General features: G+C 65.5%; 23 protein-coding genes and 3 tRNA genes. 21 read left to right on the top strand and 5 right to left on the bottom strand.

Features of this window, described 5'->3' with window-relative positions; all coding sequences use genetic code 11:
- Nucleotides 1-2: 2 nt before the first annotated feature.
- From murA to BLR19_RS03625, 13 genes are all read left to right on the top strand, one after another.
- Complete coding sequence (gene murA / locus BLR19_RS03685) at nt 3-1,292, top strand: UDP-N-acetylglucosamine 1-carboxyvinyltransferase (protein WP_091747302.1); 1,290 nt, start codon at nt 3-5, stop codon at nt 1,290-1,292.
- Nucleotides 1,282-1,767: a DUF2948 family protein gene (locus BLR19_RS03680; RefSeq protein WP_091747299.1), complete on the top strand. Its 486-nt coding sequence runs from the start codon at nt 1,282-1,284 to the stop codon at nt 1,765-1,767. The genes murA and BLR19_RS03680 overlap by 11 nt, the downstream gene beginning before the upstream one ends.
- Nucleotides 1,764-2,231 carry a UPF0262 family protein gene (locus BLR19_RS03675; protein WP_091747296.1) on the top strand — a complete coding sequence of 156 codons (468 nt, stop codon included), beginning with the start codon at nt 1,764-1,766 and terminating at the stop codon, nt 2,229-2,231. The genes BLR19_RS03680 and BLR19_RS03675 overlap by 4 nt, the downstream gene beginning before the upstream one ends.
- A 103-nt stretch (nt 2,232-2,334) precedes the next feature.
- Nucleotides 2,335-2,553 (top strand): translation initiation factor IF-1, encoded by a 219-nt coding sequence (gene infA / locus BLR19_RS03670; RefSeq protein WP_008261544.1) that lies wholly within the window; start codon nt 2,335-2,337, stop codon nt 2,551-2,553.
- Nucleotides 2,554-3,135, top strand: a complete 582-nt coding sequence (locus BLR19_RS03665) for a Maf family protein (protein ID WP_091747293.1) — start codon at nt 2,554-2,556, stop codon at nt 3,133-3,135.
- On the top strand, nt 3,132-4,166 hold the full coding sequence (locus BLR19_RS03660; protein WP_091747290.1) for a ribonuclease E/G: 1,035 nt from the start codon (nt 3,132-3,134) through the stop codon (nt 4,164-4,166). Before BLR19_RS03665 ends, BLR19_RS03660 begins: the two co-directional genes overlap by 4 nt.
- Before the next feature lie 3 nt (nt 4,167-4,169).
- Nucleotides 4,170-4,370 (top strand): DNA gyrase inhibitor YacG, encoded by a 201-nt coding sequence (locus BLR19_RS03655; RefSeq protein WP_045811300.1) that lies wholly within the window; start codon nt 4,170-4,172, stop codon nt 4,368-4,370.
- A 27-nt stretch (nt 4,371-4,397) separates the two neighbouring features.
- Nucleotides 4,398-4,473, top strand: a tRNA-Phe gene (locus BLR19_RS03650).
- A gap of 532 nt (nt 4,474-5,005) precedes the next feature.
- A complete protein-coding gene (locus BLR19_RS03645; RefSeq protein WP_091747287.1) occupies nt 5,006-5,887 on the top strand; it encodes a MotA/TolQ/ExbB proton channel family protein in 882 nt (293 codons plus the stop codon).
- A gap of 5 nt (nt 5,888-5,892) precedes the next feature.
- Nucleotides 5,893-6,327 carry an ExbD/TolR family protein gene (locus BLR19_RS03640; protein ID WP_017505196.1) on the top strand — a complete coding sequence of 145 codons (435 nt, stop codon included), beginning with the start codon at nt 5,893-5,895 and terminating at the stop codon, nt 6,325-6,327.
- Nucleotides 6,328-6,341: 14 nt separating this feature from the next.
- Nucleotides 6,342-7,061: an energy transducer TonB gene (locus BLR19_RS15045; RefSeq protein ID WP_017505195.1), complete on the top strand. Its 720-nt coding sequence runs from the start codon at nt 6,342-6,344 to the stop codon at nt 7,059-7,061.
- Nucleotides 7,062-7,211: 150 nt separating this feature from the next.
- Nucleotides 7,212-7,288, top strand: a tRNA-His gene (locus tag BLR19_RS03630).
- Between the two features lie 110 nt (nt 7,289-7,398).
- The gene (locus BLR19_RS03625; RefSeq protein ID WP_091747284.1) at nt 7,399-8,385 is read left to right on the top strand and encodes an aldo/keto reductase; all 987 of its coding nucleotides are present in this window, start codon (nt 7,399-7,401) and stop codon (nt 8,383-8,385) included.
- Nucleotides 8,386-8,458: 73 nt separating this feature from the next.
- Here BLR19_RS03625 and BLR19_RS03620 read toward each other — a convergent pair whose 3' ends face one another.
- The gene (locus BLR19_RS03620; protein ID WP_091747281.1) at nt 8,459-8,881 is read right to left on the bottom strand and encodes a DUF2147 domain-containing protein; all 423 of its coding nucleotides are present in this window, start codon (nt 8,879-8,881) and stop codon (nt 8,459-8,461) included.
- A gap of 122 nt (nt 8,882-9,003) precedes the next feature.
- Nucleotides 9,004-11,337 (bottom strand): NAD-dependent DNA ligase LigA, encoded by a 2,334-nt coding sequence (gene ligA / locus BLR19_RS03615; protein WP_218119308.1) that lies wholly within the window; start codon nt 11,335-11,337, stop codon nt 9,004-9,006.
- 120 nt (nt 11,338-11,457) lie between these two features.
- Between ligA and BLR19_RS03610 the strand changes: the two genes are divergently transcribed.
- The 3 genes from BLR19_RS03610 to BLR19_RS03600 all read left to right on the top strand — a co-directional run bounded on the left by BLR19_RS03610 (nt 11,458) and on the right by BLR19_RS03600 (nt 13,650).
- The gene (locus BLR19_RS03610) at nt 11,458-12,414 is read left to right on the top strand and encodes a M28 family peptidase (RefSeq protein ID WP_091747276.1); all 957 of its coding nucleotides are present in this window, start codon (nt 11,458-11,460) and stop codon (nt 12,412-12,414) included.
- Entirely contained in the window at nt 12,411-12,908 is a 498-nt protein-coding gene (locus tag BLR19_RS03605; RefSeq protein ID WP_091747273.1) for a hypothetical protein, read from the top strand. The genes BLR19_RS03610 and BLR19_RS03605 overlap by 4 nt, the downstream gene beginning before the upstream one ends.
- A 79-nt stretch (nt 12,909-12,987) precedes the next feature.
- Entirely contained in the window at nt 12,988-13,650 is a 663-nt protein-coding gene (locus tag BLR19_RS03600) for a sugar transferase (protein ID WP_218119307.1), read from the top strand.
- Here BLR19_RS03600 and rpiA read toward each other — a convergent pair.
- Together rpiA and glmU are read right to left on the bottom strand one after the other, a co-directional pair.
- Nucleotides 13,647-14,330 (bottom strand): ribose-5-phosphate isomerase RpiA, encoded by a 684-nt coding sequence (rpiA, locus tag BLR19_RS03595; RefSeq protein WP_091747266.1) that lies wholly within the window; start codon nt 14,328-14,330, stop codon nt 13,647-13,649. The two genes, BLR19_RS03600 and rpiA, sit on opposite strands and share 4 nt — an antisense overlap.
- Complete coding sequence (glmU, locus tag BLR19_RS03590; RefSeq protein ID WP_091747264.1) at nt 14,327-15,679, bottom strand: bifunctional UDP-N-acetylglucosamine diphosphorylase/glucosamine-1-phosphate N-acetyltransferase GlmU; 1,353 nt, start codon at nt 15,677-15,679, stop codon at nt 14,327-14,329. The genes rpiA and glmU overlap by 4 nt, the downstream gene beginning before the upstream one ends.
- Before the next feature lie 64 nt (nt 15,680-15,743).
- Between glmU and BLR19_RS03585 the strand changes: the two genes are divergently transcribed.
- The 3 genes from BLR19_RS03585 to BLR19_RS03575 all read left to right on the top strand — a co-directional run bounded on the left by BLR19_RS03585 (nt 15,744) and on the right by BLR19_RS03575 (nt 17,978).
- Nucleotides 15,744-16,457, top strand: coding sequence for an HAD-IA family hydrolase (locus tag BLR19_RS03585; protein WP_091749071.1), 714 nt, complete (start codon nt 15,744-15,746; stop codon nt 16,455-16,457).
- A gap of 100 nt (nt 16,458-16,557) precedes the next feature.
- The gene (locus tag BLR19_RS03580) at nt 16,558-17,847 is read left to right on the top strand and encodes a dicarboxylate/amino acid:cation symporter (protein ID WP_045811292.1); all 1,290 of its coding nucleotides are present in this window, start codon (nt 16,558-16,560) and stop codon (nt 17,845-17,847) included.
- Nucleotides 17,848-17,903: 56 nt separating this feature from the next.
- Nucleotides 17,904-17,978: transfer RNA gene (locus BLR19_RS03575), tRNA-Val, on the top strand.
- Here BLR19_RS03575 and BLR19_RS03570 read toward each other — a convergent pair.
- Nucleotides 17,935-18,849, bottom strand: coding sequence for an ROK family protein (locus BLR19_RS03570; protein WP_255366500.1), 915 nt, complete (start codon nt 18,847-18,849; stop codon nt 17,935-17,937). The genes BLR19_RS03575 and BLR19_RS03570 overlap by 44 nt on opposite strands.
- On the opposite strand from BLR19_RS03570, the gene BLR19_RS14945 reads away from it, so the two are divergent.
- Together BLR19_RS14945 and BLR19_RS14760 are read left to right on the top strand one after the other, a co-directional pair.
- The gene (locus BLR19_RS14945; RefSeq protein WP_255366417.1) at nt 18,757-18,972 is read left to right on the top strand and encodes a hypothetical protein; all 216 of its coding nucleotides are present in this window, start codon (nt 18,757-18,759) and stop codon (nt 18,970-18,972) included. The genes BLR19_RS03570 and BLR19_RS14945 overlap by 93 nt on opposite strands.
- Nucleotides 18,973-19,174: 202 nt before the next feature.
- Complete coding sequence (locus BLR19_RS14760; protein WP_165116349.1) at nt 19,175-19,315, top strand: hypothetical protein; 141 nt, start codon at nt 19,175-19,177, stop codon at nt 19,313-19,315.
- Nucleotides 19,316-19,326: the final 11 nt, after the last annotated feature.

Raw genomic sequence — 19,326 nt, 5'->3', positions numbered from 1 at the left:
TCATGGACAGCATCGCCATTCAGGGCGGCGCCCAGCTTTTCGGGGACATTCCCGTCAGCGGCGCCAAGAACTCCGCCATCAAGCTGATGGCCGCCTCGATCCTGACGGATCAGCCCTTGCTGCTGACCAATATGCCGCGTCTGGCCGACACCCGGTTCCTGGGTCAGTTGCTGCGCCAGTTCGGCATCGAAGTGACCGAGCGTGACGGTGCGGACGGGCAGGAGAGTCTGTTCCACGCCAAGGATCTGACCTCGACCTTCGCCCCCTACGATCTGGTGCGGCAGATGCGGGCCTCGTTCAATGTGCTTGGGCCTTTGCTGGCGCGCACAGGCGAGGCCAAGGTCTCGCTGCCCGGCGGCTGCACCATCGGCGCGCGTCCGGTAGATCTGCACCTGCAGGCGCTGACGGCGCTGGGCGCCGAGATCGAGCTGGACGAAGGCTATGTCACCGCTCGCGCGCCGAAGGGCCTGAGGGGCGCTGAGATCGAGTTCCCCCTCGTCTCGGTCGGCGCCACCGAACATGCGCTTCTGGCCGCTGTGCTGGCTGAGGGCACGACCGTCCTCCGTCGTGCGGCGCGCGAACCCGAGATCGGCGATCTGGCCCACTGTCTGACGGCCATGGGCGCCAGGATCGAGGGAATCGACACCGATGTGCTGACCATCACCGGCGTCTCGTCGCTGAACGGAACGACCTGGTCTGTGATTCCCGACCGGATCGAGATGGGCTCCTACGCCGTCGCCGCCGCCATGGCGGGCGGCGAGGTGCGGCTGACCAAGGCGCGGGCTGAACTGATCGGTTCGCTGACCGACAAGATGGTCGAGGCGGGCGTCGAGGTGTCGCCGACCGCCGACGGCGTTCTGATCAAGCGCGACCCAAAGCAGCGCCTAAAGGCCGTGGATGTCGAGACGGCGATCTATCCGGGCTTCGCCACCGATCTCCAGGCCCAGTTCATGGCGCTGATGACGACGGCGGAAGGCGTCAGCACGGTTCGCGAGACGATCTTCGAAAACCGCTTTATGCATGTGCCGGAGTTGGCGCGACTTGGAGCCGACATTTCGGTTCACGCCGGAGAGGCGCACGTCAACGGCGTCGAAGTTCTGCACGGCGCACAGGTTATGGCCACGGATCTTCGGGCTTCGATGTGCCTGGTCATCGCGGGCCTCGTCGCCGAGGGCGAAACGACGGTCGGACGCGTCTATCATCTGGATCGCGGTTTCGAGCGTTTGGAAGAAAAGCTCGGCGCATGCGGAGCCGACATCCGCCGCATAAAGGGAACAGGTGATGAGCACTGAGATCGACGGCGTCATCCCCGAAGCCAAGGCGCCGGTCGAACCGCTGCGTCTGCTGGCCGAGGATGCCGACGATCTTCAGATCATCTCCGCCGCCCTTCAGGACGCGATTTTGCGGCCCGTCGACATCATCTGGGAAAAGGCGGCCCGGACCGTGACCATCCCCTTCAGCCGCTTCTGCTGGGAGTGCGGCGGGACGCGGGTGATGTGCGCGATGCAGTTCGGCGACGTTCTGGCGGTCAAGAGCCGCCGCCTGTCGCGCAGCCCCGACGCCTCGCTCGAACTGCTCGCGCTCGACTTCATTCCGACCGAGGATCTGAGCGGACGCGTCATCCTGATGTTCGCCGGCGGCGGTGATTTGCGAATCGACGTGGAATGTCTGGACGCCGTGGTCACAGATATTTCCGACCGCTGGCCTGCACGGATCGCGCCGACCCACCTGGACACGCCCGAACTCGACGAAGGGACTGCGGCATGAGCGCCGATCACAAGCTGGCCTCGGTCGAACTCGACGCCGCGACCCTGCCGGCGGCGACGGCCGAGATCGAGCACGAGCGTCGCGTCGCCATCTTTGATCTGGTCGAGAAGAACAGCTTCGAGCCCGTCGGCGCCGAGGGCGGGCCCTACAGGCTGAAGCTGTCGCTTCAGGAAAATCGTCTGGTGTTCGACATCGACGGCGAGAACTTCACGCGCACCTACGCCATCAGCCTGACGCCGCTGAAGGGCGTGATCAAAGACTATCTGATGATCTGCGACAGCTACTATGAGGCTCTGCGCGGATCCTCGGCCAGCCAGATCGAATCGGTCGATATGGGCCGGCGCGGCCTTCACAACGAGGGTGCCGAACAGCTGAAGACGCGGTTGGACGGCAAGATCGTGGTCGATCACGAGACGTCGCGGCGCCTGTTTACATTGCTCTGCGCCCTCTACCGTCGCGGCTGACCTCGACTATCTCTGTGTTTTCGGGCATTAGGCCCGTCCATTCCGCCCCTCGCGCCCGCCCGGCGTGGGGTCGAACGCATATTCAACGGGCGTGAGAGGCCGCATGGCTAAGGAAGAACTGCTCGAGTTTCCCGGCACCGTCAGCGAACTGCTGCCGAACGCCACCTTCCGCGTGACGCTCGAGAACGACCACGAGATCATCGCCCACACCGCCGGCAAGATGCGCAAGAACCGCATCCGCGTTCTGGCCGGCGACAAGGTGCTGGTCGAAATGACACCCTACGACCTGACCAAGGGTCGCATCACCTATCGCTTCAAGTAAGTGGCTGCGGGTCGCCCCGAACTGGTGCTGGCTTCGGCCAGCCCGCGCCGCATCGAATTGCTGGCGCAGGTCGGGATCACGGCCGACCATATCGATCCCGCCGATATCGACGAAACGCCTCTGAAGGGCGAGACTCCGCCGCGTCTGGCCGAACGGCTCGCCACCTCGAAAGCCCTGGTTGTCGCAGAACGCCGTCCCGACGCAGTCGTCATCGCCGCCGATACGGTTGTCGCTGTCGGGCGTCGCTTTCTGGAAAAGGCGGCGGACGAGGCCGAGGCGACGCGTTTTCTGAAACTGCTGTCCGGCCGCAATCACCGCGTCTTCACCGGCGTCGCCGTCTGGCGCGACGGAAAACTATCGTCGCGCGTCAACGAAACCCGCGTGACCTTCAAACCCTTGTCGGACCACGAGATCGCATCCTACGTCGCCACGGGCGACTGGCGCGGCAAGGCCGGGGGCTATGGCATCCAGGGCCCGGCGGCCGCCTTCATCCAGCGCATCGTCGGCAGCCATCCGTCCGTGATGGGCCTGCCCGTCTATGAGGCCGTCCAGCTTTTGCACGGCGTCGGCTGGCGTTCATGAGCGGCGCAGTCGAGGTCTTCCTCGACGAGACGCCTGGCGAGACGCGTGGCGCGATCATGCGCGACGGCCGCTACACTCATCTTCTGATCCACCGCGAGGATGATGCGGCGCAGACCCGGCTCGGCGCCCGCTCGGTGGGGCGTGTGATCGAGGTGAACCCTGGCTTACGCGGCGCCTTCGTCGATATTGCCGCACCGACCGCCGCCTTTCTGCCTTTCCCGAGAAATGACCGAATTACCCAAGGTCAGCGGCTGGAAGTCGTCGTCACCACCGAACCTCGTGCCGGGAAAGGGGCGGTGGTCCGTCGTCTGGGGCCGGGGGAGGGGACGCCTCGTCTGATTCAAGCCGCGCCCAGCATCGCCGAACAGTTGCGCGACCTCGCGCTGGGCGAGGAATCAGTCACCGGCATCGCCGCCATCGACGCCGTGGTCGAGGCGGAGGAGGAGGCTCTGGCTCAATCCATCGTTTTCGCCTCGCACGGAATCGATCTCGCCATAGAGCGCACCCGCGCCCTGGTGGCGGTGGACATCGACTTCGCCCCTACGCCCGGTCGTGATCCGAAACAGGCAAGGGCGGCTGCGAATCGCGAGGGGTTGAAACAGGCGGCGCGGCTGATCGGCCTGCGGAACTGGGGTGGTTTAGTCGTCATCGACATGGTCGGGGACGGTCAGGACGCCGAGGCGCAGGCCAAGGTTGCGCGGGCCGCGTTCGCCCACGACCCCCAGGCCGTCTTCGGACCCGTCAGTCGATTCGGCCTGTTGCAGATGTCGCTTCCCTGGCGTCGCACGCCGATCGCGGAGATTTTGTTCGATGACGGCGGACGCCTCTCGGTTCAGACGCGGGCCATATCTGTCGTACGCGCTTTGCGGCGGCAGCTTCTAGCCGATACCCTGTCGCCGCGCATCATCGCGCGTTGCGCGCCGGAAGAAGCCCTGATTGCTCATCCGTTGGCGGCTCGTCTGGGACCGCGAGCGGTGATCCAGGCCGATCTCGCGATCCCGGCTGGGCGCGGACGAATAGAAGAGGGTTGAGCCGTGGCTTCCTGTCCCATCTGCCGCAAGGCCGACGCCGATCCCAAGTACAAGCCCTTCTGCTCACGCCGCTGTTCCGACGTCGATCTGCAGCGCTGGTTCACTGGCGGCTACGCCATTCCGGTCGCCCTGGACGAGGGTGCGGAAGATGATGACGAAAAGGACGGATTGGGCGCTGGACAGGCGGAAAAGCCTCCCCTATAGACCCGCCTCTCGCGACGCCGCGTCGGCGCCTGGATAGCTCAGCTGGTAGAGCAGCGGATTGAAAATCCGCGTGTCGGTGGTTCGAACCCGCCTCCAGGCACCATCTTTTCCTGCCCCACAAAAATCGATTGCGCCGGCGCATTATATTGCGCTGCGGCCTTTGCGCCGTCCTTGGCTCTCAGGCGGGTTGCAGCGATCAGCCCTAGAATTTGCAGTATTGGGAAATGATCGCGCTCAGGACGGCCGTTTTGAACAAACTTGCTTCATCTGACGTCAGATCATCATCAAAATGTCGCGCGGCTGCACTCTAATGCGCCGGTTGGTGGAACTTTTCTCCATGTCTCTCGACGGGTTAAAAGCCCCTCTTGTCCCTTGACGCTCCGGTAAGGGTTCGTCAAAGGGTTGAGGCGCCTTCGCAAGAAGACGTTAATGCGGATCGCCGGAGACGTGTCTCCGAAGGTTCGACCAGCGGAGACGAGGCGGGCGACCGGTTCGATCTCCACCGAAGATTTCAGCGGGCTCTGATCCTCGAAAGGACGGGCGCGTTGAAGGAAACATTTCAGGTTGGGGGGCGGTCGCTGACTATGGCCGCACCTTTGGTTCCACGAGTCAGACCAAGCAGGAACTGGCGAATTATGCTGAACAGCAAAAAGACGAATATCCTTCTCGCCATGGCCGGCGCCGCCGCGCTGATGGCGAGCTCGCCGGTCCTGGCCCAGGCCCCGGCCGAGCCCACCCCGGCCGCCTCGACTGCGGCTCCCGCAGCCGCCGCTCCCGCTGCCGGCGAAGCTGATCCCGCAACGGTGAACGACGCCGTCGGCGGCGGTCACGGCGACATCACCCCGATCTCCATGTTCATGGAAGCCACGGTCGTCGTTAAGGTCGTGATGGCCGGCCTGCTGCTGGCCTCGATCCTGTCGTGGACCCTGCTGCTCATCAAGCTGTTCGAGTTCGGCGCTCTGAACCGTAAGACCGACAACTTCCTCGAGAACTTCCGCAGCGCCCGCACCATCGCTGACATGCGCGCTGTCTCGACTCAGGAAGAGTTCGACGGCAACCCGCTGGCCGACATGGCCGCCGCCGCCACCGAGGAAATCGAACTGTCGCGTCAATCGGGTCTGTCGGTCACCGGCGATCACCTCGACTCGGCCATGGCCCGCGCTCAGTCGGCTGTCGCCGCCGTGCAATCCGGTCTGGCCCTGCGCCTGTCGGGCGGCCAGCAGTTCCTGGCGTCGGTCGGCTCGATCGGTCCGTTCGTCGGTCTGTTCGGCACCGTTTACGGCATCATGAACTCCTTCATCGGTATCGCCCAGTCGAACACGACCAACCTGGCCGTCGTGGCTCCGGGTATCGCTGAGGCTCTGCTGGCCACCGGTATCGGTCTGTTCGCCGCTATCCCGGCCGTTGTGTTCTACAACTACTTCAACACCCGCATCGCTGCTTACGGCACGCGCGCCGACGGCTTCGCCGCTGAGCTGCTGAACGGCATCTCGCGTCAGCTCGACAAGGGGGCGTAAGACGGATGGCCGCCAAGATTAAATCGGGCGGCGCTGGCAACCTGCCTCAGGCCAACAGTGATATCAACGTTACGCCTTTCGTTGATATCATGCTGGTTCTGCTCATCATCTTCATGGTGGCGGCTCCGCTAGCCTCCGTGTCGGTGCCTGTTGAGTTGCCAATCGCCGTCGCCAAGGCGGCCCCGAACCCGCCCAAGCCGGTCTATATTTCGATCCAGAATGACGGCGACGTCTATGTGGGCGATTTCCGGACCGACGTCGGAGCCCTGGGTGAAGATCTGAAAAAACAGATCGGATCCCGGAACCCGGCCGATGAGCGGATCTTCATTCGGGGCGACCAGAACACCCGTTACGGCGACTTTATGCAGGTCATGAATGCGCTGCAGGATAACGGCTTCTATAGCGTTGCGCTGGTCGGCGAAGACCAGGCGACGAGTTAGGATGCGGAGATAGTATGACAGACGTCGAATATCATCGCAGTCGCTACGACGTACCCAAGAAGAAGGGCTTCATGGGGGTGTCCTACCCCGTGCTGATCGTCTGCCTGATGGTGGTCAGCATCTTGTTTGCGTTGCTGATCTTCTTTGTTCAGCAGTCCAAGTTCAAGCTGAAGGAGTTCAACTACGTCGACGAGTCCGTCGAGGTCGAGTTGGTCGAGCCGGTTCCGCCGCCTCCGCCGCCTCCGCCCCCGCCGCCTCCGCCGACGGATACGCCTCCGCCGCCGAAGCTTCAGGTGCGCGTGCCGGCTCCGGTCCCGAACATCGTTCCCCCTCCGCCGGTCAACATCACGCCGACGAAGAAGGAAGATCGGGTTGAATACACGGGTCCGCCCGTCAATATTCCTGGACCTCCGCCTCCGCCCGCACCCCCGGCTCCGCCGCGTCCGTCGACGATCACGAACGTTCAGTGGTCGCGCCAACCGCGCCCGACAGCTGATGACTTCCCGGCGCGTGCGCTGGAGCGTGAAATCAGCGGTTCGGCTACGGTCGAGTGCACGGCGCGCTCCAACGGATCTCCGGCGAACTGCCGCGTTGTGTCCGAAGAGCCTGCCGGAATGGGCTTCGGCCGCGCCGCCATTCGGGTGGTTCAGCGTGGACAACTGTCTCCGCGGACCGTCGATGGCGCCGCTCAAGACGCGACCTTCCGCGTCCGGGTGCCCTTCACCCTCGGGTGATCGTCACGGCAACAGACAAGACGCCTCGGAGACCAATCTCCGGGGCGTTTTTGTTTGGGCTGTCACCTGCGAAATCTCCTGACGAAATATGAGGAAGGCGCTTGATCGCCTGCCGCAGGCCCGGTAGAGAACGCGCCTCGCGATGAGCGGGCCGCCTTAGCTCAGTTGGTTAGAGCGCCGGTTTGTGGAACCGGAGGTCCTCAGTTCAAGCCTGAGAGGCGGTACCATCGCAAAGCACGGCCGGGCTTGTAGCCCGCCGTCGCCGCGACCATCTCCTGATCGTCGGCCATCCTATCTGTTTTTAGGCCGATCCCCACATCGACAGGAGAAGGCCCCCATGAAGACGCGCAAGCTGGGTGCGAACGGCCCCGAGGTTTCGGCCATTGGCCTAGGCTGCATGGGCATGAGCGCCTTCTACGGCGGCTCTGACGAGGCTCAGTCCATCTCCGTCATCCATCGCGCGCTCGACCTGGGCGTCACCCTGTTCGACACCGCCGAGATGTATGGTCCTCACAGCAACGAGGTGTTGGTCGGCAAGGCGTTGAAGGACCGGCGCGACCAGGCCTTCATCGCCACCAAATTCGGCATCAACTACAATGCCGACCGCACCAGGCTGATGACCGACGGCAGCCCGGCCAACGTTCGTCACGCCATCGAAGGCAGCCTGCGACGCCTCGGCGTCGATCACGTCGATCTCTACTATCTGCACCGCGTCGATCCGGACACGCCGATCGAGGACACGGTCGGGGCGATGGCGGAACTGGTCAAGGAGGGCAAGGTCCGCTTCTTGGGTCTGTCCGAGGCCGCGCCCGACACCCTGCGCAAGGCGCATGCGACCCATCCGATCACGGCGCTGCAGACGGAATACTCACTGTGGAGCCGCGAACCGGAGGACGAACTGTTCTCGGTCGTGCGCGAACTGGGCATCGGTTTCGTGCCCTACAGCCCGCTGGGCCGCGGCTTCCTGTCGGGCGACATCACCTCGATCGATGACCTGGACGCGGACGACTTCCGCCGCACCAATCCGCGTTTCATGGGCGAGAACTTCCAGAAGAACCTGGATCTGGTCGAGGCCGTGAAGGCCATTGCGTCGGACAAGGGCATAACCGCCGCTCAACTGGCGCTGGCCTGGGTGCTGGCGCAAGGCGAGGATCTGATCCCGATCCCCGGCACACGTCGGATCGCGACTCTTGAGCAGAATGCGGCGGCCGTGGACGTCGTTCTGACGCCTGAGGACCTCGACCGGATCGAGGACGTCTTCCCCAAGGGCGCAGCGACAGGGCATCGCTACGCCGAGGCGGCGCGGGCGGCGCTGAATCGCTGAGCTACAAGCCAAATTAAAAAGGCCCGGTCGGATCGCTCCGGCCGGGCCTTTGGCATGTGGGGCGTCCCTGATCCTACTGGATGCGGGTCCAGGTCTGGGTCTTGCAGAGCGGAGCCACGATGCAGCCGCGCAGACGCAGGCTGTTGTCGTTTGTCATGGTGATGGTGCCGCGATAGGTGCCGCCGTCGGCCGGGTTATAGACCGAGCCGTTGCGCCATTCCGTCGGACCGCCGGTGAAGCCCGTAAGCATGGGCAGATTGCGCAAGGTGCGGTTCCGCAGCGAGGCGTCGCGATTGTTGGCATCGCGCGCGTTCGCGTCCCGGCGAATGTGGTCCGAGGTCACCAGCGTGCCGCACAGCGCTTGGCCGCAGCGCGCGATCCGTACCTGACCACCATTCGTCGGCGTCTGCCACAGGCCGGTCGGGTCGCCCGCCAGGGCCGGAGAGGCGAGGGCGCCCGCCAGGGCCGCCGCGGCCAGCATGATCTTGATCTTCATAGTCGTTCCCTTTCGTCGGGTCGGTCGCGCCGCCCGTTGAAGCGGACGTTGATCGCGGTTTCGGTTGAAAACAAGGCCAAAACCCCAGCGATCACCAACGAAAACCGACCCTTAGGTCAACTTCAGCCGCCGATCAGGGCCAGCCATTCGTCCTCGGTCAGCACCTGGACGCCATGTTTTTCGGCGTCCTTGAGCTTGGAGCCGGCTCCAGGGCCGGCGACGAGATAGTCGGTCTTTTTCGACACCGAACCCGACACCTTGGCGCCCAGGCTTTCAGCGCGGGCCTTGGCCTCGTCGCGGGTGAAGCGCTCCAGGGCGCCGGTGAAGACGACGGTCTTGCCGGCGACCGCCGTGTCGGACTTGGGGCGTTCGGCGTCGAGGATCTGGGTCAGTTCGGCTTCCAAAGCCTCTACGACCCTTAGATTGTGCGGCTCGTGGAAGAAGTGGGCCAGGGCCTCCGCCGCGACGGGGCCGACCCCGGTGACGCCGGCGATCTGGTTCAGGATTTCGGACGGGCCGTCCTCGCGCGCGACTCGGGCCAGTTCGACCAGGCCGGACCAGTCGTGAACCATCGTCGCCAACGACCGGCGGGCGGGGGCGGCCATACCCGGAAAGGCCTGGCTGATCTTCATGTCCATCGTCGCCTCGGGCCAGGGATCGGCGGCGGGCGGCGTGGCCTCGGCTATCAGAGCCAAGACGCGGGGCGATATGGCGTGGGCGGCGGCCAGTTCGGTCCAGGCGTCGGACGGCACACCCGAAGCGGCCTGGAGGCAGGCGGCCTTCAGCGCGGGCCAGCTCTCGAAGGCGCGGGCCAGGACGATGGACGTCTGTTCGCCGATGTCGCGGATTCCCAGGCCGAACAGGAACCTGTCAAGCGAAATGACGCGGCGGGCGTCGATGCCGGCGACCAGGTTGCGGATGCTGGTCTCGCCATAACCGTCGTCGCGCTCCAACTCCTTCAGCCGCGCCTCGTCGCGCGCCAGTCTGAAGATGTCGGCCGGCTCCTTGATCCAGCCGCGCGCATGGAAGGCGACCAACTGCTTTTCGCCCAATCCCTCTATGTCGAAGGCGCGGCGGCCGACGAAATGCTTGAGTCGTTCGACGATCTGGGCGTCGCAGATCAGACCGCCGGTGCAGCGGCGCTTGACCTCGTCGCCCTCGCGCACGGCTTCCGAGCCGCAGACGGGGCAGTGTTCAGGGAAGGTATAGGGGACGGCGTCGGCCGGACGTAACTCCGGGACCACGCCCAGGATCTGGGGGATGACGTCGCCGGCGCGCTGCAGGCGGACGGTGTCGCCGATGCGGACATCCAGACGTTCGATCTCGTCTTCATTGTGCAGGGTGGCGTTGCGCACCACGACACCGCCGACGGTGACGGGATGCAGCCGGGCGACGGGGGTCAGGGAGCCCGTGCGGCCGACCTGGATATCGATGCCCTCCAGCACTGTGGTCGCCTGCTGGGCCGGGAATTTATGGGCGATAGCCCAGCGGGGGCTGCGGGCGACGAAGCCCAGCCGGCGTTGCCAGTCGATGCGATCCACCTTGTAGACCACGCCGTCGATGTCATAGCCCAGGGTGGCGCGGTCGCGTTCCAGGTCGCGATAGACGGCGATAAGCCCCTCGGCGCCCGCGACCCGGCGCGAGCGGGCATTGACGGGGAAGCCCCAGGCCCTGAGCTTTTGCAGGGCTTCCCACTGGGTCTCGGCGAAGTCGCTGGAGTGTTCGCCCCACGCATAGGCGAAGAAGTTCAGCGGACGTCTGGCGGTGATCCGGGCGTCCTTCTGGCGCAGGGAACCGGCTGCGAAGTTGCGGGGGTTGGCGTAGGTCCGGCGGCCTTCCGCCTCGGCGGCGGCGTTGAAGGCGGCAAAGGCGTCGTTTGGAGCATAGACCTCGCCCCGGATCTCGATCCGGTCGGGCCAGCCGTCGCCGGCCAGGGTCTGCTGCACATCGGCGATGGTGTTCAGATTGGCGGTGACGTCCTCGCCCGCGCGGCCGTCGCCGCGCGTGGCGCCGATCGTCAGCTTGCCGTCGACATAGAGAAGATTCGCGGACAGGCCGTCGATCTTGGGCTCGGCGACGAAGGCGATCGGTTCGTCGGCGGGCAGTTTCAGGAAGCGTGTGATCCGAGCCACGAAGTCGCGCACCTCGCCCTCGTCGAAGGCGTTGTCCAGCGACAGCATGGGCACGCCGTGGCGCACCTCGGCGAACTGGGTTGAGGCGGCGGCGCCGACCTTGTTCGACGGAGAGTCAGGCCGGATCAAATCGGGGAAGGCGGTTTCGATGGCCAGGTTGCGCGCGCGCAGGGCGTCGTATTCCGCGTCGGAAATCTCGGGCGTCGCCTCGTTGTAGAGCGCGTCGTGGCGGGCCATTTCGGCGGCCAGCCAGGCCAGGGCCTCGGCGGCCGTCTCGGCGGTGAGGTCTTCGACGGGGACTTCAAGAGGAATCGCAGTGGCCATGGCCGCCGTCATATCATCTGACGCGCCGCCCGTGCATCGCGCAAAGCCGATGATGACAGAACCGTAGGCTGACGCGCCGTCCGCGCTTCGCTAGGTTCGCGCGTCATTATCGGAGCCTGTATGACTCGTTCGACCCTCTGCCTTTTCGTCGCCGGCGCCGCCCTGATCGTCAGCGGTTGCGCCGCCGTTCCCGCGACAGCTCCGCGTGCGCCGAGCGCCGTCGCGACCGGTCCGAGCCAACTGCTGGAGGACGTTCGCATCCTGTCGGCCGACGACATGCAGGGCCGCGACACGGGCTCTGAAGGCGGCGAACGGGCGCGCGCCTACATCGTCTCGCGATTGGAGGCCATGGGCGTTCAGGCGCCGCCGTTCGGGCGTTTGCAGCGGTTTGAGACGCCGGGCCGCACGCGCGAGGGCGTGAAGACCTTCAGCGGCGTCAACATCGTCGGCCTGATCCCCGGTACCCGCGTCGCTGACCGCTATATTGTGGTGACGGCCCATTATGACCACGTCGGCGTCAATGACGGCCAGATCTTCCATGGGGCTGACGACAACGCCTCGGGCGTGGCGACGATGCTGGAGCTGGCGGCGCGACTGAAGGCCCAACCGCCGGAACACAGCGTGCTGATCGTTGCGCTGGATGGCGAGGAGCGGGGGCTGCTGGGCGCTCGCGAGTTCGTCAAGGCGCCGCCGGTGCCCCTGTCGTCACTCAGCTTGAACCTGAACTTCGACATGACGGCGCGGGCGGAAACGGATGGCCATCTGTGGGTCACCGGGACCTATCAGCACCCCAATCTGCGCCCCGTGCTGGAGGCTGTGACGTCGAACGGGGCCGTGTCCTTCGCCTTCGGCAAGGACACCCCGCAGGATACGGGTGAGAACAACTGGGTCGACGCTTCCGATCATGGCGCCTTCCACGAGGCGGGCGTCCCCTTCCTGTACATGGGCGTCGATTATCACCCCGACTATCATCGACCGAGCGACACCTTCGACCGGATCACGCCATCGGTCTTCATCAGCGCGACCGAAATCGCCATCGCCGGGTTCCGTGCGCTGGACCGGGCGCTTGATCGATGAGGTTCTCATGGGTGATCGTCGCGGTCGCGGGCTTGGTGAGCCTGGCCGCATGCGAGCGGCGCGACGCTGCGACACCGACGTCGACGCCGGAAGCGGCGTTCCGGCATCGTCTGAGCGGCGATATCTCGGGCGACTATCGCCGGACAGGTGCGGGATCCATTCAACCCGTGGCATCGCTGTTCATCGGACAGGATGAGGCCTTCGCCGCCTGGGAAGGCGGGGTCCGCGCTTCGCCGCCGCTGATCCTGTCGCTGACCGGGCCGCAAGGCGAGGTCAGGGTTCTGCCGGACGCCTATGTCGTCACCGACGATCAGATCCAAATGAGCGGGTCTGCGCCTGGCATGGGCCCGGTCGAGATGTCGGCGCGGATTGACCAGGGCGCTTTGGCGACGGCGCGGCGCAATCTCGGCGATCAGACGCCTGTCGTTACCGGGACGATTTCGGTGAGCGGGCGTCGCACGCCCTTCACGCTGAGTTGGTGGGGCGGAGACTGATCTAAGCAATCTGTGCAGGCGACGCGCCAAGATTGCCAACTACGCAATCCCAAGTCATGGTGACGCTTGGGGGCGCTGAATGTCGATATCGGAATTGGCCGGCTGCGATGTGACGTCGACACGCGGCGTCGGTGCGTCTCGGCGCCATATCCGTCTTGACCCGACCCGCGCCATGGATATCGCCTTTGCCCTGATAGGCTTGCTTCTGACCTGGCCGCTCTTCGTTTTTATCGCCCTGGGCGTAACGGCGCAGGACGGAGGGGCCGCGATCTTTCGCCAGCAACGGATCGGGCGCGAAGGCCGAATGTTCGACTGTCTCAAGTTTCGCTCGATGAGGGTGGGCGCGGAGCAAGCCTTGCCCTCAGCCTCTGATCCGGAATGGCAGGCGATGCGAAAGCTGACGCACGATCCGCGCGTCACGTCGCTGGGCCGGCTGTTGCGAAGGTCCAGCCTGGATGAACTGCCTCAGTTGATCAATGTGTTGAGGGGGGAGATGTCGCTGGTCGGCCCCCGACCGATCGTGATCGACGAGGCTGGGCGATATGGCCGGCGACTGGCCGACTACTGCGCGGTCCGGCCGGGCCTGACGGGGCTGTGGCAGGTCTCGGGGCGCAACGCCGTGCCCTATCCGCGCCGCGTGGCGATGGATGTCTGGTTCGTCAGAAACCGCACCGTCGGCATCTATCTGGCGATCCTGGCGCGCACGGTTCCGGCGGTGCTGAGCCGCCGGGGCGTGTCCTAGGGAAGGCACTCCTCAACGCCCTCGTCCGTGCCGATGATGGCCAGGTCGGCGAGATCCAGAAACAGCCCGTGCTCCACCACGCCGGTAATCAGCTTCAGATCGTCGGCCAGACGGACCGGATCGTGGATTGCCTTGCAGCCCGCGTCATAGATCAGATTGCCGCCGTCGGTGCGAACCAGGCCGCGATCCGCCTGACGCACGCGCGCCGGCTGGTTGATGTCGTGATCGATCAGGACATCAGCGATGCGGTTGGCCGTCGTCTTGTGGCCAAAGGCGACGACCTCGATCGGCAGGGGGAAGGTTCCCAGCACAGGCACCACCTTGGCCGCGTCGGCGATGACGATGCAGCGGGCCGAGGCCTCCCACACCAGTTTCTCGCGCAGCAGAGCCGCGCCGCCGCCCTTGATCAACGCCAGACCCGGCCCGATCTCGTCGGCGCCGTCGACGGTCAGGTCGATGCGGGGCGTGTCCTCCAGCGTCGACAACGTCAGCCCAAGTTCGCGCGCCAGGTCTGCGGTCTTCTCCGATGTCGGCACGCAACGCAGGCCGGACAGGTTGCGCGCCGCCAGCGCCTTGACGAACCAGGCTGCGGTGGACCCGGTGCCCAGGCCGACGATCATACCGGCCTCCACATGGGCGGCGGCGGCCTCGCCGGCGTTCTTCTTCTGGAGGTCGCTCATTTGGATTTCGCAGCCTTCTTGGCCTTGGCTTCGACACGGAACGCCGCGGCCGCTTCGGGTTTGACGGTCTGCCGGGCACGGCCGAAGGCCATGGCGTCGGCGGGCACGTCCTCGGTGATGACAGAGCCGGAGGCGATCAGGGCGCCGTCGCCGATGACCAACGGGGCCACCAGGCTGGAGTTCGATCCGACGAAAGCGCCGGCGCCGACCTGGGTCTGCGCCTTGTTGAAGCCGTCGTAGTTGCAGAAGATGGTCCCTGCGCCGACGTTGGCGCCCGCACCGACCGACCCGTCGCCTAGGTAGGCCAGGTGATTGGCCTTTGCGCCTTCGGCCATCCTGACGTTCTTGACCTCGACGAAATTGCCGACCTTGACCCCGGTGGCCAGGTCCGCGCCGGGACGCAGGCGCGCATAGGGACCGACTTCGGCGCCGGCCGCGACTCGCGCGCCCTCGATATGGCTGAAGCTGCGAATGCGCGCGCCACCCTCGATGGCTGCCCCGGGACCGAAGACGACGAACGGCTCGATTACGGTTCCGGCGCCGATCTGGGTGTCCCAGGCGAAATGAACGGTGTCGGGCGCCACCATTGTCACGCCGGACGCCAGGAAGGTGTCGCGTTGCACGGTCTGGAACAGGGCCTCGGCCTGAGCCAGTTCGGCCTGGGAGTTGACGCCCATCACCGCGTCCTCTGCGGCGAAGACGGCGCGGGTCGGGTGGCCGCCCTTCCGCGCCAGAGCGACGATATCCGTCAGATAGTATTCGCCCTTGGCGTTTTCGTTCTTCACCTCGGCCAGCAGCGAGAAGAGCAGGGCCGCGGGCGCGGCCATGACGCCGGAGTTGCAAACGGTGATGGCGAGAACGTCTGGCGACGCCTCCTTGGCCTCGGTGATGGCGGTCAGGGTGTCGCCTTCGACGATCAGACGGCCGTAGGCGCCCGGATCGCGAGCCTCGAACCCGATGACGGTGACGCCGTCGGCATTAAAGACGGGCTCGATGTCGGCGGCCTTTAGCAACGGCACGTCGCCGTAGGTGACGACCACCTCGCCGTCGAAGCCGGCCAGCGCCTGTTCGGCGGCGCGCACGGCGTGGCCAGTGCCGAGCGGCGGGTCCTGGACCGCAATGGCGGTCTCGCCCAGCCGTTTCACCACATGGGCCCGGACCTCCGGCGAGTGATTGCCGACCACGACGACGATGCGTTCGCACCCCAGGCCTTCCGCCGCATCGATGGCGTGGTCCAGCATGGCGCGGTGGGCGACCGGGTGCAGCACCTTGGGCAGCGGCGATTTCATCCGCGTGCCCTGGCCGGCGGCGAGAATGATGGCGGCGCGGGCGCGCGTCTGGCTGGTCATGAATCGTCTCGCAGTCTAGTCGTCCTGCGATCTAGCCCATCATGCGGGCCAGCGGGAGATGTGGATGAGCGATCGAGACCTGGAAGGCTGGACCATCGCCTTCGACCTTGACGGCACGCTGGTCGATTCCGCCCCGGACCTGATCGGCACGCTGAACCGGATGCTGGTCGAGGAGGGGCTGCCGCCCGTGCCGATGGAGTCCGCCTCGAGCCTGATCGGATCGGGCGCGCGGGCGCTGCTGGTGCACGGCTTCGAAGCCGCCGGCGCGCCGGTCGAGCGGGCCAAGTCCGACGAACTGTTCGAGCGGTTCCTGGTCGATTACGCCGCCCATATCGCCGACGGTTCGCAGCCTTTCGAGGGCGTGGTCGAGACGCTGGAGCGGCTCAGCGAGCGGGGCGCAATCCTGGTTGTGGCCACCAACAAGCGTTCGGACCTGTCGGAGCTGTTGTTGGGCAAGCTGGACCTGACCCGACATTTCGCCGCTATCGTCGGGCCGGATCGGGTCAGCGCGCGCAAGCCCTCGGGCGCCCATCTGAAGGAGGCCGTCGTGATCGCAGGCGGTGATCCCGAACGGGCCATCATGGTGGGAGACGCCGCGCCGGACGCGGACGCAGCCAAGGACGCCGGCATGCCCTGCATTCTGACGACCTTCGGCTTTACGCCGACGCCCGTTGAAGACCTGGGCGTGGACGTGCTGATCGACGCCTTCGAAGACGTCGAAGAGGCGATCGACGGCATCCTCTCCGACTTCTACGTGAGGCGGGCGCTAAAATTCTGATACCGGCCGAGAGGAAATCTGTCGGCTGAATGATCGCTGCTGCGGTTGCGGATCGGCATGGCGATGAACAGATTGGCGCACCCCTGTTGAAAGTGCCGTCATGCTCGCTCGCTTTTTCAAGATCCCGCTGTGGCAGCGGACCGCCGCCGGCTTCATCCTCGGCATCATCGCCGGGCTGATCCTGCGCGAGCGGGCGGAGACCTGGCTTCAGCCGATCGGCGACGTTTATCTTAACCTGATCCGCATGGTGGTGGCGCCGCTGGTGCTGTTCACCATCGCCAGTTCCATCGCCAAGCTGGGGGAAGGGGCGGGGGCCGTGCGGCTGGGGGTGCGAACCATCCTCTGGTTCGCCATCACGTCGCTGCTGGCGGTGCTGGTCGGTTTCGCCTTCGGTCACATCATCAATCCGGGCGTCGGCCTATCCAACTTGCCGCTGGGCGAGGTCAAGGAACGGGTGATCCCGACTCCGTTGGAAGTCTTGATCGGCGTCGTGCCGACCAATCCGTTCGCCGCCCTGGCCGAAGGCAAGGTGCTGCAGATCATCTTCTTCTCGGCCTTGGTCGGCATGGCGCTGGTGGCGCTGGGCGACCGGGCGCAGGGCGTTCGGCGTCTGGTGGATGAGGGCGCGGCCATCATCTTCCGCATCACGCGCTGGGTGATCCAGCTGACGCCCATCGGCGTGTTCGGCCTGATCGGATCGGTCGTCGGCGGCTACGGCTGGGAGGCGCTGCTGCCCTTGGTGAAGTTCATCCTGGCCATCTATGCCGCCTGCCTGTTCCACATCCTGATCGTCTATTCGGGCCTGCTGAAGGTTCACGGGCTGAAGGTGACCAGCTTTTTCCGCGGCGCCTTCGCGGCCCAGCAGACCGCATTTGCGACCTCATCCTCGCTGGGGACGTTGCCGATCACCCTTCGACAGACGGTGGAGCGTCTGGGCGTGCCCCAGGCCTATGCCGCCTTCGCCGTGCCGCTGGGCGCCAATGTGAAGATGGACGGGTGCGGGGCCATCTATCCGGCCATCGCCTCGATCTTCATCGCGCAGTATTTCAAGATTGATCTGACGCTGACCCAGTACGTCCTGATCGGCCTGACGGCGGTGCTTGGGTCGCTGGGAACGGCCGGCGTGCCGGGCACCAGCATCGTCATGCTGACCCTGACCCTGTCGACCGCCGGCCTGCCGCTGGAAGGGATTGGCTATATCGTCGCCATCGACCGGATCATCGACATGATGCGCACCGCGACCAATGTGACCGGCCAGATGCTGGTGCCGGTGCTGGTCGCCAAGGAAGAGGGCATCCTGAACCAGGACATCTACAACGGTCACGTCGCCTGGCTGCCGGGCGACCCGGAAGCCGATACGCCCGAAGGCGTCCGCGCTGCCGGAATCTGAAACAGGCGCTTGCGCGGGGCCGGCGACCGGGCTATGTCGCCGCCTCCGCAAGGCAAGGACGCGTAGCTCAGCGGGAGAGCACCTCGTTCACACCGAGGGGGTCACAGGTTCAATCCCTGTCGCGTCCACCATCTCCACTTCGATCTCATCCTGGCCTTTCGCGCCCCAGTCCTTGGGCCACGCGCCCGCGACGGAACGGTAGGCGAGGGCCAATGCGCCGATCAGGCCGGCGGACACGCCCGCAGTCGGTGCCGCGATGTAGGTCTTCGTATCCAGACCTTTCAGGCTGGCGTCATAGCCACCGAGCTGTCTCACCAGAGCCTGTCTGACCAGATCGTACATGTGCGGCTGCATCACGCCGCCGCCGATGATGATTCGCTCCGGCCGCAGCGTGTAGGTCAGGTTGGTGCACAGACCGGCGATATACTCCGCCGCCATCGGCCAGGCCGGATGATCGTGAGAAAACGTCTCGGCCGGCGCGCCCCAGCGCGCTTGCAGCGCCGGCCCGCTCGCCAGGCCTTCCAGGCAGTCGCCATGGAAGGGACAGACGCCCGAGAACGTCTCGTCGCCCTTGGCGCGGGGCAGCCGGATATGACCGGCTTCGGGATGGTTCGCTCCGCCATGCGGCGCCCCGTCGATCATCACCCCGACCCCCACGCCCGTGCCGACCGTGACGTAGCAGAAGCTCTCCAGTCCTTGCCCGCTGCCGAACAGGCGTTCGCCCACGGCCGCGCCGTTCACATCGGTGTCCAGCGTCATGGGAACATCGAGGAAACGGCCTAGACGGGCCAACAGGTTGACGCCGCTCCAGCCGCGCTTGGGCGTGCTGGTGATGGCGCCGAAATCCGGCGCTCCGGGCTTCAACGACAGAGGTCCGAAACTGACGATCGACAGAGCAGAAAGCTGGCCGTGCCTCGACTGAGTGTCGACGAAGAAGGCCGCGACCGCATCGAGCGTCTCGTCGGGCGACGTCGTCGGGATACGGATCTGGTCGATGATCACGCCGTCGGCGGCGGCGACGCCGCAGATGAACTTGGTGCCGCCGGCTTCGACACCGCCAAGGAGGATGGGTTGGGTCGACATGGGCGCCTGCCTTTCGGGTGCGGCGAAGGTTCGCGGGACTGAACATCGAATAGGGCCAAGCGTTCAGACCCTATGACCCTTCTAGCCCGCCTGTTCATCGCCTTCGACGCCGCCGCCAAGATTTTGACGCGCAAGGAGAGACTGTTGTGAGCCGCTTTTGCATGGTTGCGGGATTTGGCGATTGCGTCCGGCCCAATGCATCGCCACCTTCACCGCAAGATCAAGATATGAGACGAGGACGCCGATGGCTCGCAAACCCAACTACAGCTTTGAGCGTCAGGAACGCGAGCGCGCCGCAGCGCTGAAGGCGGCCGAGAAGGCGGCGGCGAAGGCTGAGCGCAAGGCTGAAGCTGCGGCGGAAAAGTCGCCTTCTTCGGAAGACTGACATTTCGCGGC

The sequence above is a fragment of the Brevundimonas sp. 374 genome (assembly GCF_900102995.1).
In the GTDB taxonomy this organism is placed as follows: Bacteria; Pseudomonadota; Alphaproteobacteria; order Caulobacterales; family Caulobacteraceae; genus Brevundimonas; species Brevundimonas vesicularis_C.
This window is presented reverse-complemented; position numbering and strand designations above follow the sequence as displayed.

Bases quoted from the DNA above. Each gene is read 5' to 3' on its own strand.
- murA (WP_091747302.1), top strand. From the start codon at position 3: ATGGACAGCATCGCCATTCAGGGCGGCGCCCAGCTTTTCGGGGACATT.
- BLR19_RS03680 (WP_091747299.1), top strand. From the start codon at position 1,282: ATGAGCACTGAGATCGACGGCGTCATCCCCGAAGCCAAGGCGCCGGTC.
- BLR19_RS03675 (WP_091747296.1), top strand. From the start codon at position 1,764: ATGAGCGCCGATCACAAGCTGGCCTCGGTCGAACTCGACGCCGCGACC.
- infA (WP_008261544.1), top strand. From the start codon at position 2,335: ATGGCTAAGGAAGAACTGCTCGAGTTTCCCGGCACCGTCAGCGAACTG.
- BLR19_RS03660 (WP_091747290.1), top strand. From the start codon at position 3,132: ATGAGCGGCGCAGTCGAGGTCTTCCTCGACGAGACGCCTGGCGAGACG.
- BLR19_RS03645 (WP_091747287.1), top strand. From the start codon at position 5,006: ATGCTGAACAGCAAAAAGACGAATATCCTTCTCGCCATGGCCGGCGCC.
- BLR19_RS03640 (WP_017505196.1), top strand. From the start codon at position 5,893: ATGGCCGCCAAGATTAAATCGGGCGGCGCTGGCAACCTGCCTCAGGCC.
- BLR19_RS15045 (WP_017505195.1), top strand. From the start codon at position 6,342: ATGACAGACGTCGAATATCATCGCAGTCGCTACGACGTACCCAAGAAG.
- BLR19_RS03625 (WP_091747284.1), top strand. From the start codon at position 7,399: ATGAAGACGCGCAAGCTGGGTGCGAACGGCCCCGAGGTTTCGGCCATT.
- BLR19_RS03620 (WP_091747281.1), bottom strand. From the start codon at position 8,881: ATGAAGATCAAGATCATGCTGGCCGCGGCGGCCCTGGCGGGCGCCCTC.
- ligA (WP_218119308.1), bottom strand. From the start codon at position 11,337: ATGGCCACTGCGATTCCTCTTGAAGTCCCCGTCGAAGACCTCACCGCC.
- BLR19_RS03610 (WP_091747276.1), top strand. From the start codon at position 11,458: ATGACTCGTTCGACCCTCTGCCTTTTCGTCGCCGGCGCCGCCCTGATC.
- BLR19_RS03605 (WP_091747273.1), top strand. From the start codon at position 12,411: ATGAGGTTCTCATGGGTGATCGTCGCGGTCGCGGGCTTGGTGAGCCTG.
- BLR19_RS03600 (WP_218119307.1), top strand. From the start codon at position 12,988: ATGTCGATATCGGAATTGGCCGGCTGCGATGTGACGTCGACACGCGGC.
- rpiA (WP_091747266.1), bottom strand. From the start codon at position 14,330: ATGAGCGACCTCCAGAAGAAGAACGCCGGCGAGGCCGCCGCCGCCCAT.
- glmU (WP_091747264.1), bottom strand. From the start codon at position 15,679: ATGACCAGCCAGACGCGCGCCCGCGCCGCCATCATTCTCGCCGCCGGC.
- BLR19_RS03585 (WP_091749071.1), top strand. From the start codon at position 15,744: ATGAGCGATCGAGACCTGGAAGGCTGGACCATCGCCTTCGACCTTGAC.
- BLR19_RS03580 (WP_045811292.1), top strand. From the start codon at position 16,558: ATGCTCGCTCGCTTTTTCAAGATCCCGCTGTGGCAGCGGACCGCCGCC.
- BLR19_RS14760 (WP_165116349.1), top strand. From the start codon at position 19,175: ATGGCTCGCAAACCCAACTACAGCTTTGAGCGTCAGGAACGCGAGCGC.